Origin of the sequence: Ruminiclostridium herbifermentans, from assembly GCF_005473905.2 — a bacterium.
GTDB classification, from domain to species: domain Bacteria; phylum Bacillota; class Clostridia; order Acetivibrionales; family DSM-1351; genus Ruminiclostridium; species Ruminiclostridium herbifermentans.
Map to the genome: position 1 here is coordinate 2,046,460 of NZ_CP061336.1, position 13,299 is coordinate 2,059,758.

Here is a 13,299-nt window from a genome sequence, read left to right on the forward strand (position 1 = left end):
AATATTTTAAGTTAAAAGCTTTCCCATAAAAATATATCTGAGAGAGAAAGAACCAGTGGTTATTACCTAAATTAATTGAATGAAATTAGTGATTGCTGTAAAATACTATTTTCATTATTTCATAAATATTGAAATTGTATTTATTCAGCAAGCTTTTGATTCAACTAATATAAATTTTCAATTAATAGGGTCTCTCACAGCTGCAATTTAAATTGCGAAGGCAGAACAACTAAATATTATACTATAATGTAAAACAATATAGTACATCTATAAGTATCTGCCTTTTTTATGGCGTTAATATTATACTATATGTATAACAGCAACCTAGTATATCATAACATAATATGTTAATATAAGTACAGAAAATAATAAAGAATGTCAAATAAAATCGAATTTAAAACTAATATGTTGGCATTTAAGCGTTTATTGAAATGCTTATTTTTAAGTGTTTCTTTTTAAGAATTTCTTTTGAGGTGTTCGTTAATTCTATATATTGGCTTGAAAATTGCTGAGCAAGTTTAAGTTTATTGTATGGAACATTACAACAGCCGATATTTTAATATAAGGTTTACGCATAAGTATAATTGATAGTTTGGCGGAAATAAAATAGGGAGATTAAGCTATGTCACCAATGACTAAAACAGGTCTATATATACATGTACCTTTTTGCAGTTCTAAATGTAACTATTGTGATTTTAATTCATATGCAGGAAGAATCGATGAAGCAGAGAGTTATTTTGAAGCTTTGAAAAAGGAAATAGAGCTTTACTATAATACAATGGAAACCAATTTAATTGATACAATTTTTATTGGGGGAGGTACTCCTTCTTGTGTCAACCAAAAGTATATTAATGAAGTGCTTAATCTATGCAAAATAAAATTTAATATTTCTGAGACTTGTGAAATAAGTATAGAAAGTAACCCAGGTACCCTTGATATTGAAAAGCTGACTTCATACAGAAGAAGTGGAATCAATAGAATAAGTATTGGGCTTCAGGCTTATCAAAGTAATCTATTGAAGTATTTGGGCAGACGACATTCAACAGATGACTTTATTGCAAGTGTAGAACTGGCGAAAAAGGCAGGTTTTAATAACATTAATGCAGATGTTATATTTGGAATTCCAGAGCAGACAATGGAGGATTGGGCAGAAACACTAAAAGTATTAGTGGAGTTAGATATTACCCATATTTCTGCATATAGCTTGAAAATAGAAGAGGGAACAAGATTTGGTGATATGCTTGAAAGAGGAGAGTTAATTCAGGTAGAAGATGAACTTGATAGGAATATGTATCACTACGCCATTGATTTTTTGAGGGAAAATGGGTTTGAGCAATACGAACTTTCAAATTTTGCAAAGGAAGGCTATCAATGCAAGCATAATTTGACATACTGGAAATGCGTTGATTACTTGGGACTAGGAGCAGGAGCACATTCGCTTTTGGAAGGTGAAAGGTTTTCAAATAAATATACTATAGAAAGCTATATCGATTCTATTGAGAAAGGTTTAAAACCAGTAGAAGAGAGATATAAGTTGGAGTTTTCCGACAAAGTATCTGAATATATGTTTTTAGGATTGCGACTTAATCAAGGTGTAAATAACTCAGAATTTAAAAAGCTATTTGGGCAGGATATGTTTAGCATTTATGAAGAAAGTTTTAAAGAACTTCAGCAAAAAAAGCTAATTGAGATATGTGGTGAAAGAGTAAGTTTGACTCCATTAGGCTTAGATTTAGCAAACCAAGTGTTTATGAAATTTGTATAAGATTGAGTTTCCTCATTCACAATCCATGGTTCATTTAGTGTGACAGAAATAAACTTTGAGTTAAGCCGAACAAATTGTAATTGTATAGATACAGTACCTAAAATACCGCCGAAACACAGATGAATACTAATTGCTTAAGTGTTTATTATAAAAATAAAAACTCAGGAAAAATACCTGAGTTTTCTTTTTATAATTTAATTATTTTGCTGCATTTAAAGCTTTTGCTAATCTAGATTTCTTTCTCGCAGCAGTGTTTTTGTGAAGTAAATTCTTAGCTACGGCTTTATCTATATCCTTTGTAGTTAATTTGTATAAATCTGAAGCTGCATCTGATTTAGCTGCAATAGCTTCTTTACATTTCTTAATAGAAGTCTTAAGAGCAGACTTTTTGATTGAGTTCTGCAAAGTCTTAGTCTGAGTTACTTTAACTCTTTTTATTGCTGATTTAATGTTTGGCAAAGTATTCACCTCCTGCGAGCCTAAATTCGCTTATTTCATGAGCAAAAATTACTAATAATATTTAATCGGTTAAAAAACCGCTTCTTGCCCGTAACAGATGATATTTTACCACGAAAAAATTTAAAAAGCAAGCATTAACCTAGAATTTTCTATTTTTTGTGAAATAAAAGTGAAATAAAACTTGTAAAATCTTGAAAAGAAAATCTTAATATGGTACAATTTCCCTACGAAAATATAACTGAAGAACTATAAAAATAAATATCGACTAATTTAACTAAGTACAATGGCGTGGTTAGTGTAGATCTAACGCGCTTTTTTGTTATCATTCGGGGAGGCTAAATAATAATGTATAGTTTATTGCAAGTAATGTTAGTAGCTTTAGTTGCAGCTTTTCTAGCAGCCATAATTGTATTTGGAATTTTAACCTATCGTAATAGAAGGTTAATTGCAGAAAAGGATGCTTTTATTCAAAAATTAAGAATGGATTTGAAAAAGCTAAATATTGAGTTATATGTATCTTCTAGTCAGGTGGCTTCGGTTTCAGAGCAATTATGTGTAAATATTGATGAGAATAATAGCTTTTCTCAGCAGGTGTATGCTGAAACACTTGAAATGGCAGATTTGAACGAGAAGGTCAATGACAATATCAGCAACATTTTGAAGGAAATAAAAAATGTTATTGTTCTTGTAGAGGATACAAAAGGTATCTCTGCTGAGCTGCAATCGATTAATTCTTTTGCAGGCTCAGTTATTAAGACAAGCAGGGATGAAATATATAAAATTGTAAATACAATAGCAGAAATACAGGATTCTTCAAATGTGACTATTCAGTATATGGACTTGCTTTCAAATAGCTCAAAAGAAATTATTAAAATTTTAGAGACAGTTAACAGCATTTCAAAACAAACTCACTTATTGGCACTAAATGCGTCTATTGAATCTTCTAGAGCAGGTGAAGCTGGAAGAGGGTTTGCTGTTGTGGCAGAGGAAATCAGGAAACTGGCAGTAGAAAGTGAGAATGCAGTTAAGGAAATTAATACACTAATTAGTAGTATTCAAGAAGAGGTAAGCAGCGTAAATAAAGTAGTAGAGGAAAATGCCATTAAAGTAGAAAAAGGAGTAATGGTTTCTAAGAATATTGGGCAGAATTTAGAAAATATAAATAATTCCTTCAATGAAGTGCTCAATATGTCTATGAAAATCGTTAGCTTATCTGAGAGTGAATCAGAATATGCAAATCAAATAGTTGGAGAAATGAATGCAGTAGAAAAACTAGTAGCTACCAATACTACAAGGGTAGAAGAGGTTACAGCTTCTATATTTAAGCAAAAGGATAATATACAGGAAATTGCAGAAATGAGTATTCGTTTAAATGAGGCTTATCAAAATCTTACGGGACTATTTGATCCTACTGAGTTGTCAAATATGTACTTAGATAATGAAGAAAAGGAAAAGAAAATTGCCGAGATGTTTAAAGTTATCAAGGAATTGGCACTAATTCCTGACATACAGAAAATTAATAAAAATGTACATAGAGAAAAAATGAGCAGTTTATTGAGACAATCTGAATTTATGGAAGCAATTTGGAGTAATGATGCAAAAGGCAGATTTATATGCTCAATACCAGAGGCAGGTATTGCTAATGCAAATGTAAGGGATTGGTTTAAGAAAAGCCTAAAAGGAGAGGATTTTGTTTCACCAGTTTATATATCTGCAATTAGTAAAAATCCATGTATTACAATTTCAATACCCATAAAATCTGAGAAAGGGGAAATTGTTGGAGTAATTGGAGCTGATTTAAAGGTTTAAATTTGAAAATAAACTTTCATACTAAAATTTTTTTATTTTGAAATAATAAAAATAGAATCTTTTTAGTAAATATGAAAGGACAAATTACTTATGATAAACAGTTCAAATAGGATTACAGATTTAGTAATTGAAGCACACGAAATTTTTATAAACAGCAGCGAAGCAAAGGAGCAAGCGCAGGAAAATAAGACTCCGCCAGGTGTAATTCTTGAAAATTTGGGAGATGAAGATGTTAAGATTACTAGAGTCCGTATAACCTCGCCAACAGGTGAAGCTGCAATTGGTAAGCCAATGGGCAATTATATTACACTAGAAGTTCCTCGTTTAAGGGAAGATGATACTCAGATAAATGAAAAGACAATAGATTATATGTCAAAAGAACTTATTTCTTTATTGCAGCTAAAAGATAATTCAACAATTTTGGTTATTGGATTAGGTAACTGGAATGTAACGCCTGATGCACTTGGACCAAAAGTAATTTCAAACCTGATGGTAACAAAGCATCTTTTGGAATATGTGCCTGAGCATGTAGATAAGGGAGTAAGACCTGTATGTGCCGTATCGCCAGGAGTTCTTGGGATAACTGGTATTGAAACTGGAGAAATAGTAAAGGGAATAGTAGATAGAGTAAAGCCTGATGTTTTAATTGCAATTGATGCATTGGCAGCAAGAAGCATGGAACGTGTCAGCACAACAATTCAAATAGCAGATACTGGCATAGCACCAGGTGGCGGTGTGGGCAACAAAAGGATGGAAATAAGTAAGAGCACTGTAGGTATGCCTGTAATTGCTATTGGAGTTCCAACGGTAGTTGACGCTGCTACGTTAACAAATGATGCTATAGATTTGGTTATTGACAGCATGATAAAGGAAGCTCCTGAAGGAACTGATTTTTATAATATGCTGAAGAATTTAGACAGAGACCAAAAATATTCACTTTTAAAAGAATCCTTAAATCCTTTTGTGGGACATTTAATTGTTACGCCGAAGGAAATAGATGATATCATAAACAGAGTATCAAAGGTAGTGGCAAATGGACTTAATATGGCACTGCATCAAGGAATAAGCCTAAAGGATGTTGATAATTATATTAATTAATTCTTTGTTTTGCCGTTAAGATGTAATGCTTTAACGGCAAAGTTTTTATATATGCATAATATGGGATATGCTCTAGTATTTATAGAGTGCATCAATTTAATAGAAAGAATTCTATCTATAGTAATAGTCTTCGGAAATACATTAATATATAATACTTTAAATTTACTATATAAAATATAGGAATTCATGCAATTACAAGAGTTACAAAAGCAATTGAAATTTTAGCTTTAAGTAAACTCTTTCTTTTTATTTAAGCACAGGTTATAATTTATAAAGAAGAATTAGTTATGTATAATATATGTAAAATTAGTAAATATTTTACTGTTTTATAGTGTTGAGTTCTAGTTCTATATAAATTTAGCGAATATCTTTACAGTAACTCGTAAAGGCACAATGTTTTTTAATCTGTCTAATTTATTTTGGGAATTATTGACATTATTCTACTAATTAACGGAGAATAAATAGTTGATTGACTATTAGTAGCAATCTTATATAGTAAGCTTGTACGGGAAGTACCAGTAAGCCAGTACTTAAATTATCTGCAAGGTTCAAAAATAATTAGCAAAGCGTTAATTAATCTCGCTGTGATAGTTATGTTACATGAGTTCGCAGGATTTTTTTGCTGGTACACGAGCATAACTTCTATAAATAGGGTACTTGGTAGTAGTACATTTAGATAAATTATTACTGGAGTACCAGTAAACAGTACTATAAATTTATCTGCAAGATTCATGAAATATTTAGTACATAGCGCGCTAAATTTAAGAATAAGCAGCTTTAGGGGGAAGGTATGAGGCAAACAGGAAGATTTTTTATAATATTTATTGCCCTTATGGTTTTATGGAATACTATTTTTATTAAGCCCATAAAGCTATTTACAGTTTTTTTACATGAACTTGGACATGCCTTTATGGCTTTAGTTACAGGAACTAATATAACAGGCTTAAGAATTTATTTCAATGAGAGCGGATATGTAACTTCTCTGCCAAATGATTTAATATCTTCCTTTCTTATAGCTAATGGCGGATATTTAGGAAGTGTTTTGTTTGCAATTTGTATACTATTACTTAAGAACACTAAATTCAAAAAGTACATAATTGGGGTTATAGCAATTATTTTTCTTGCAGTAACCTTTAAGTTTTCAGGCATTATTTCATTTACAATGCTTTATTCGGTGATATTTGCAGCATTTGCATTAGTTATCTATATGATTCAAAATGAGAAGCTTAACGATTGGGTTATTGAGATTATAGGTATTGGAAGTGTTACATATGCAGTTTATGACACCTTTGTAGATACTATTTTAATGCAGATTAATTATCAGTTTGGATTATTCAATTTGGGTGAAATGCCCAAGACAGATGCTGTACAATTGGCTGAATTAACACATATTCCAGCTATAGTATGGGGTGTTGTTTGGCTGGCGGCAGCTATATTTGCAATATATAGAACTTTACTTAGAAAAAGAAACAGCAGATCAAGGCGAAGGGATTAAAATCGGAGGGCAAAAAGCATGGATGACAAAAATAGCAAAATACAATTGATGAAAGAGAAGATTGAAATATTAAACAAAGCCGCGAAGGCGTATTATCAGGAAAATACTGAAATTATGCCCAATATAGAATACGACAAGCTTTATGATGAATTGTTAGAACTTGAAAAAGAGACTGGAATTGTACTTTCCAACAGTCCATCAATCCATGTAGGATATGAATTGCTGAGTAATTTACCAAAGGAACGGCATGAAAAAGCTATGCTTTCCCTTGATAAAACAAAAGAAGTGAGTACTCTTAAGGAGTGGCTTGGTCAGCAAAAGGGTGTGCTTTCATGGAAGTTAGATGGATTAACCATAGTACTAACTTATGAGGAAGGTAAGCTTGTAAAGGCTGTTACCAGAGGAAATGGTGAGGTCGGTGAGGTAATAACAAACAATGTAAAGGTGTTTACAAACATCCCTCTTAATATTGAGTACAAAGGAAACTTGATATTACGAGGTGAGGCAATAATACGGTATTCTGATTTTGAGAGAATAAATAGTCAGATAGAGGATGTTAATGCAAAATATAAAAACCCTAGAAACCTATGCAGTGGCTCTGTTAGACAGTTGAATAACAAGGTTACTTCTGAGAGAAATGTACACTTTTTTGCATTCTCTTTAGTAAAAGCAGATAATTTAGATTTTGAGAACTCAAGAATGGCACAGATGAATTGGTTGAAAAGTCAAGGGTTTGATGTTGTTGAGTTTAGAGAGGTTAATTCAAATAATATAGAAGAAGCTGTTATATGGTTTGAAAATAGGATTCAAGATAATGACTTTCCTTCTGATGGGTTAGTGCTTATGTTTGATGACATTAAATACGGAGAGAGTTTAGGTACAACAGCAAAATTCCCTAGAGATTCTATTGCTTTTAAGTGGCGTGATGAAATAAAGGAAACAAAGCTGCTTGAAATTGAGTGGAGTGCTTCACGAACAGGTTTAATTAATCCAATAGCAATATTTGAGCCTGTTGAACTTGAGGGAACAACAGTAAGCAGGGCTAGTCTGCATAATATTAGTATTATGGAGGGGCTAGAACTTGGAATTGGGGATATGGTTCAAGTATACAAAGCAAATATGATTATTCCTCAAATATCTGAGAATTTAACCAGAAGCGGTATGGTGGATATACCAAAAAGCTGTCCTGTTTGTGGAGAAAATACTGAAATAAAGCAGGAAAGCGGCGTTAAATTTTTATATTGTCCAAATGAAGAATGTCTTGCTAAGCAGATTAAGGCATTTACTCATTTTGTCAGCAGAGATGCAATGAATATTGAAGGATTATCGGAGGCAACAATAGAGAAGCTTATTTCAAAGGGCTTAGTTAAGGAGTTTGCAGACATATTCCGTTTAGAAAGATACAAAGACGAAATTGTAAATATGGAAGGCCTAGGAGAGAAGTCTTTCAACAAATTAATTTTATCCATTAATAAAGCAAGAAAAACAAGCACAATCAGACTGCTTTACAGCTTGGGAATTTCTAATGTTGGGTTATCAAATGCAAAGCTTATATGTAAGCAATTTAAGTATGACTGGGAGCAAATTACTAATGCTCAGTATGAGCAATTGATTGAGATTAATGGTATAGGTGATATAATGGCTCAGTCCTATGTTAAATTTTTCAAAGATGAAAAAAAGCAGGCCATAATATCAGATTTACTTAATGAATTAGAACTAGAAAGCGTAAAGTCATCAGAAGCAGAGTTGATATTTGAAAATATTAATTTTGTCATAACAGGCTCAGTTGAGCAATTTAAAAACAGAGATGAATTAAAGGATGTAATTGAAGAACGAGGCGGAAAGGTAACAGGCTCTGTCACTTCAAAAACTAATTACTTAATAAATAATGATAATTTGTCAGGTTCATCTAAGAACAAAAAGGCAAAGGAACTAGGAATAAGAATTATTACTGAACGGCAATTTGTTGATTGGCTTACAAATGGCATAGTGCCATAATATGTAGGTTATCCTAATAATAAATTCTAATAATTATGTTTATAAATGGTTTGATACAAAGTAGCCAGCTTAATACTTAATAAGGCATAATCAATTGTTACAATATTGGATAAAAAATTTGGTACGTTTAACGAGAAATAGACAAAAACTCTGCTTCATAGGTAATTGTAATTATTTGAAATTGATGCTAATTACTGATATCGAAAAACAGACTGTTGCTATTGCTATAACTCCGAAGTTAATTTTGTGAAGTTTGTTAATCAAAAGGAAAAATTGTAGAAATATTTTGAATCAAATAAACCCCTCTTCAGTCAAATCCTAAAATTGACCAAAGAGGGGTTATGATTACTCAAGCTTTTTCAAAATATTCAGAGTTGTATAAATAGCGTTTGTAAATTCTTCTTTTTCTTCTTTAGTAAGCTTATCTAGTTTGCTGACTAAATTTTTAATAAGCTGCTCTTTTTCAAAGGAAATAAAATTATTACCTATTTCAGTTAATCGAATCAGAACTAATTTTCTGTTATTTTCATCAAAAAATCGCTCAACATAGCCTGATGTTACCAATGGAGCAACAGCTCTAGTAGCTTGTTCATGAGAAGAAGCTATATAAGAAGCTATTTGTGACATATTTAAACTTGGCTTACCAATTAGTGAAAATAAAACAAATATCTGAGTCTTAGTAAGATGAGAATGTTTTATGTCTATTGAATTTAATATAATTTTCTGACATTTTGGAAATATTTCCAATAAGGAAATGATCGCATTTTCAGGTACTAATCCGTTCATAAAGTACATTCCTTTCACTAATCTTTGCACATAGACTACATAACACCTATTGGTTACATATTTATTCATCGGTCATTGTCAACGCTATGCGGGCCATTTCGGCAAATTAAGCTAGTGCCAATAACATCCGTAGTTGGTGTGGGAGACTTGATTCAAATGTAAATTAATATAATAGCTTAAAATTAAGTTAGTTTATTATATAACAAACTATTTATAATTTTATGCGTATTACATTAATGGGAAAGTTGAAAATAATTGCCTGAATTAGTTGGGTGAATTAAGCTTGCATAAAATTACAATATTACTTGTAAGTTTCATTATTCAGCAAACTCGAAGTGCTTCTGTCCAAAGACTGGCACCATGTATGTTTTGGCACACTATGAACCATGGATGGTGAGTGTGGAAATGTAGCTTAAAGTATTAATGAACTCAAAACACATTATTTAAGTAAATACCACCCACTATCTATAAAAAACGCTTGCGTTTTTTGAGACTCGAAAGTGCACCATGTAAGCACCAACTATACTTTCGAGTTATTTTGGCAACTAACCATTGATAATTCTCCCTTACCGATAGAATTCAATGTGCAAAAGTTTATTATTATGTATAAAGCCAATATTTTCTTATAAAATATAGTATCATTAATCATTACTTATTATAAATAAACATTTGATTAAAGTCAAATTTTAATAAAAATCAAAAGTTGACATTAATCAAACAATAAAGTATATTAATTTTATAAACTATTCTTGGAATATTTAAACAAAGGAGGAGATAAATTTGACCCATTCGAAAATGAACTTAGATGCATATTCAGCTAGTATGGCAGAGGTATGTAAAAGTAATTGTAATATAGATAGCAGATTATATGATGAATATGGTGTAAAAAAGGGACTTAGAGATAAAGATGGAACTGGCGTTTTGGCAGGTTTGACAACAATTTCTGATATACAGGCATATAAAAAAGTTGACGGAAAGAAGGTTCCTTGTGAGGGGAAACTTACATACAGAGGCTATAGTGTTACTGACATAGTTAAAGATTTTGTATCTAATAAGCGTTTTGGATTTGAAGAAACTACATATTTACTTTTGTTTGGAAATCTTCCAGATGATAATCAACTTGAAGAATTCAAGGCTTATATGGCAAAATGCCAGACATTACCAACAAATTTTGTTAGAGATGTTGTAATGAAAGCGCCAAGCAAAGATATTATGAATTCGTTAAGCAAGAGTATACTTACACTTGCATCATACGATGACAAATCAGAAGATTTATCTATTTCCAATGTTTTGAGGCAGTGTATGATGCTTATCAGCACTTTCCCTATGCTGGCTGTATACGGCTATCATGCATATAATCATTATGTTCGCCATGGAAGCTTTTACATTCATAGACCAGATAAGAGTTTGTCTACAGCGGAGAATATTCTACGTATGCTTAGACCTGATATGAAATATACTGAACTAGAGGCTCAAGTTCTTGATATTGCTTTAGTGTTGCATATGGAGCATGGAGGAGGTAATAACTCTACTTTTACAACACATGTTGTAACTTCATCTGGTTCAGATACATATGCAGTTATTGCTGCGGCACTATCTTCATTAAAAGGACCAAAACATGGTGGTGCAAATATCAAAGTTGTTGAAATGATGAATGATTTACGAAAAAATGTTTCAGATATTAGTGATGAGCAGGAAGTAAAAAGCTATTTAGAAAGAATTCTTTCAAAAGATGCTTTTGATAAAAAAGGACTAATATATGGTATGGGTCATGCTGTTTATTCATTATCAGACCCTAGAGCTACGATATTTAAAAGCTTTGTTGAAGAATTAGCAGAGCAAAAAGGTAGAGACGAAGACTTCAAGCTATATTCAATGGTAGAAAGACTTGCTCCGCAGGTTATTGCTAAAGGCAGAAAGATATATAAGGGTGTAAGTGCCAATGTGGATTTTTACAGCGGATTTGTGTATAGTATGCTGGATATACCACTTGAATTGTTTACGCCTATATTTGCAATGGCGAGAATAGTTGGATGGAGTGCTCACCGTATTGAAGAATTAATAAATGTAGACAAGATTATAAGACCGGCTTATACATCTGTTATTCCGGAAAGAGAGTATTTGCCAAGAAAATAATTTATTTCGAAATAATTTTTATTGAAAATTAATTTAATTGGGAATAATTTTGTTTAGAATGATAATATAAAAATATAAAGAGATGCGTTTTTTGATAACCTCAATAAAATAAATTTTGATATTAATGTTTATTTATAATAATCTGTGGTAATAATGTAATATTGAATAAATTGAGGAGGAAATATATTATGAAAAATGAACCGAAGTTTTTAATTTGCAAGCATTGTGGAAATATAGTTACATTTATAAATGAATCAGGTGCTTCCCTTATATGTTGTGGGGAAAAAATGACTGAGGTTTCGCCAAACACAGTTGATGCAGCAGTTGAAAAGCATGTTCCTGTAGTGCTTGTGGATGGAAATACTGTTACCGTTGAGGTGGGAAGTGTAGAACATCCTATGGTTCCTGAGCATTTTATTCAATGGATTTATTTAGAAACAGATAAAGGATTCCAAATTAAATATTTAGAACCATCAGAAAAACCAAAGGCAGTATTTACATTAAATGGAGAGAAGCTTATTGCCGCTTACGAATATTGCAACCTTCATGGCTTGTGGAAAAAGGAAGCTTAACAAGCTTTTAAGCTGATTTGAATGTAGTTTGGGTTAAATATTATTGGATTATTGTTGATCGAAAAAGAATTTTGATTGTATAAAGTTTTTTCTAGTTAGCCTTTAAAACAAAACTATCTGCAGATATTATCGGATATTTAGCTGATAGATTTTGTTTTTTAGGCTACTGTGTGAAGAATTTTATCAAATAAGTATCACCATAGAGTGTTTATTAATATTGCTTATTTATATTGTAGGCGGGGGAGGAACATATGAATCAAAATGCATTTTGGAATCTGTCTTATGGTGTTTATATTATTACTGTGTGGGATGGTGAACGTCCAACAGGTTGTACTGCAAATTGTGTTATGCAAATTACAGCTGAACCGCCAACTATAGCTGTTAGTATAAATCATGACAATTATACTAATCAATGCATTAATAAGACAGGAAGATTTGCTATTTCAATTTTAGCATATAACTCAGATCCGTCAATTATTGGTACTTTTGGTTTTCAATCTGGAAAATTAGTCAATAAATTTGATATGGTCAGATTTGAAAAGCTGGGAGAAATGCCGATAGTCAAGGATGGATGTGCTTATATAACTTGTGAAGTAATTAATAAGATGGAAACAGATACGCATACTGTTTTTTTAGGTAAGGTTTTAGATGCCGATGTACTTTCTAATGAAGAACCTATTACTTATTCTTATTACCATAAGGTTTTAAAAGGTAAGAGTCCCAAGAATGCACCAACATATATTGCTGATGACAAAAAAGAAGACAAAGACATCAAGCAAGAGTCTGAAAAATACATTTGCAGTATTTGTAAGTATGAATATACAGGAGACATTCCCTTTGAGGAATTACCCGAGGACTATAAATGTCCTATATGCGGACAACCTAAATCAGTATTTAAGAAGAAAGAATAAAATAAATAAGGTTTTCTGGAATAGATTGCATGTATTATTTCGGAAAACCTTTTTATTATGGATTTATATTCTATTGTTGAGAGCATTCCTAAATTATTTATCAACTTCTGTAGTTAAAATCGTATAGTTAAAATTAGCGGTGTGGCAACCAACCTAAAAAATCTTTATTATGAGTATTTATTCGGAACTTTAATTGCTCAGACTAAGAATTCTACATACTTTAAAAAGCAAAGAGCCAATCACTCGTTAAATAAAGAAAGTTGATTATAT

General features: G+C 31.6%; 10 protein-coding genes. 8 read left to right on the forward strand and 2 right to left on the reverse strand.

From position 1 onward, the window contains the following. Positions 1-622: 622 nt before the first annotated feature. Positions 623-1,765: a radical SAM family heme chaperone HemW gene (gene hemW, locus EHE19_RS08550; protein WP_137696339.1), complete on the forward strand. Its 1,143-nt coding sequence runs from the start codon at positions 623-625 to the stop codon at positions 1,763-1,765. 198 nt (positions 1,766-1,963) lie between these two features. On the opposite strand, the gene rpsT is transcribed toward hemW, so the two are convergent. Continuing rightward, positions 1,964-2,224: a 30S ribosomal protein S20 gene (gene rpsT, locus EHE19_RS08555; RefSeq protein WP_137696338.1), complete on the reverse strand. Its 261-nt coding sequence runs from the start codon at positions 2,222-2,224 to the stop codon at positions 1,964-1,966. A gap of 345 nt (positions 2,225-2,569) precedes the next feature. Between rpsT and EHE19_RS08560 the strand changes: the two genes are divergently transcribed. The 4 genes from EHE19_RS08560 (at position 2,570) to ligA (ending at position 8,624) form a co-directional block, all read left to right on the forward strand. Beyond that, positions 2,570-4,033, forward strand: coding sequence for a methyl-accepting chemotaxis protein (locus EHE19_RS08560; protein ID WP_137696337.1), 1,464 nt, complete (start codon positions 2,570-2,572; stop codon positions 4,031-4,033). A 90-nt stretch (positions 4,034-4,123) separates the two neighbouring features. Further along, positions 4,124-5,131, forward strand: a complete 1,008-nt coding sequence (gene gpr / locus EHE19_RS08565) for a GPR endopeptidase (RefSeq protein WP_137696336.1) — start codon at positions 4,124-4,126, stop codon at positions 5,129-5,131. A gap of 790 nt (positions 5,132-5,921) precedes the next feature. After that, positions 5,922-6,626, forward strand: a complete 705-nt coding sequence (locus EHE19_RS08570) for a M50 family metallopeptidase (RefSeq protein ID WP_137696335.1) — start codon at positions 5,922-5,924, stop codon at positions 6,624-6,626. An 18-nt stretch (positions 6,627-6,644) separates the two neighbouring features. Further along, the gene (gene ligA / locus EHE19_RS08575; RefSeq protein WP_137696334.1) at positions 6,645-8,624 is read left to right on the forward strand and encodes an NAD-dependent DNA ligase LigA; all 1,980 of its coding nucleotides are present in this window, start codon (positions 6,645-6,647) and stop codon (positions 8,622-8,624) included. A gap of 345 nt (positions 8,625-8,969) precedes the next feature. On the opposite strand, the gene EHE19_RS08580 is transcribed toward ligA, so the two are convergent. Continuing rightward, complete coding sequence (locus EHE19_RS08580) at positions 8,970-9,410, reverse strand: MarR family transcriptional regulator (protein WP_137696333.1); 441 nt, start codon at positions 9,408-9,410, stop codon at positions 8,970-8,972. 795 nt (positions 9,411-10,205) lie between these two features. Between EHE19_RS08580 and EHE19_RS08585 the strand changes: the two genes are divergently transcribed. The 3 genes from EHE19_RS08585 to EHE19_RS08595 all read left to right on the forward strand — a co-directional run bounded on the left by EHE19_RS08585 (position 10,206) and on the right by EHE19_RS08595 (position 13,029). Further along, entirely contained in the window at positions 10,206-11,546 is a 1,341-nt protein-coding gene (locus EHE19_RS08585) for a citrate/2-methylcitrate synthase (protein WP_137696661.1), read from the forward strand. A gap of 188 nt (positions 11,547-11,734) precedes the next feature. Then, a complete protein-coding gene (locus EHE19_RS08590) occupies positions 11,735-12,118 on the forward strand; it encodes a desulfoferrodoxin family protein (RefSeq protein WP_137696332.1) in 384 nt (127 codons plus the stop codon). Positions 12,119-12,369: 251 nt separating this feature from the next. Continuing rightward, on the forward strand, positions 12,370-13,029 hold the full coding sequence (locus tag EHE19_RS08595) for a flavin reductase (RefSeq protein WP_137696331.1): 660 nt from the start codon (positions 12,370-12,372) through the stop codon (positions 13,027-13,029). Positions 13,030-13,299 lie beyond the last annotated feature (270 nt).

What these genes read in the sequence shown, in the direction of transcription:
- hemW (WP_137696339.1), top strand. Translation starts at nt 623, where the DNA reads ATGTCACCAATGACTAAAACAGGTCTATATATACATGTACCTTTTTGC.
- EHE19_RS08560 (WP_137696337.1), top strand. Translation starts at nt 2,570, where the DNA reads ATGTATAGTTTATTGCAAGTAATGTTAGTAGCTTTAGTTGCAGCTTTT.
- gpr (WP_137696336.1), top strand. Translation starts at nt 4,124, where the DNA reads ATGATAAACAGTTCAAATAGGATTACAGATTTAGTAATTGAAGCACAC.
- EHE19_RS08570 (WP_137696335.1), top strand. Translation starts at nt 5,922, where the DNA reads ATGAGGCAAACAGGAAGATTTTTTATAATATTTATTGCCCTTATGGTT.
- ligA (WP_137696334.1), top strand. Translation starts at nt 6,645, where the DNA reads ATGGATGACAAAAATAGCAAAATACAATTGATGAAAGAGAAGATTGAA.
- EHE19_RS08580 (WP_137696333.1), bottom strand. Translation starts at nt 9,410, where the DNA reads ATGAACGGATTAGTACCTGAAAATGCGATCATTTCCTTATTGGAAATA.
- EHE19_RS08585 (WP_137696661.1), top strand. Translation starts at nt 10,206, where the DNA reads ATGAACTTAGATGCATATTCAGCTAGTATGGCAGAGGTATGTAAAAGT.
- EHE19_RS08590 (WP_137696332.1), top strand. Translation starts at nt 11,735, where the DNA reads ATGAAAAATGAACCGAAGTTTTTAATTTGCAAGCATTGTGGAAATATA.
- EHE19_RS08595 (WP_137696331.1), top strand. Translation starts at nt 12,370, where the DNA reads ATGAATCAAAATGCATTTTGGAATCTGTCTTATGGTGTTTATATTATT.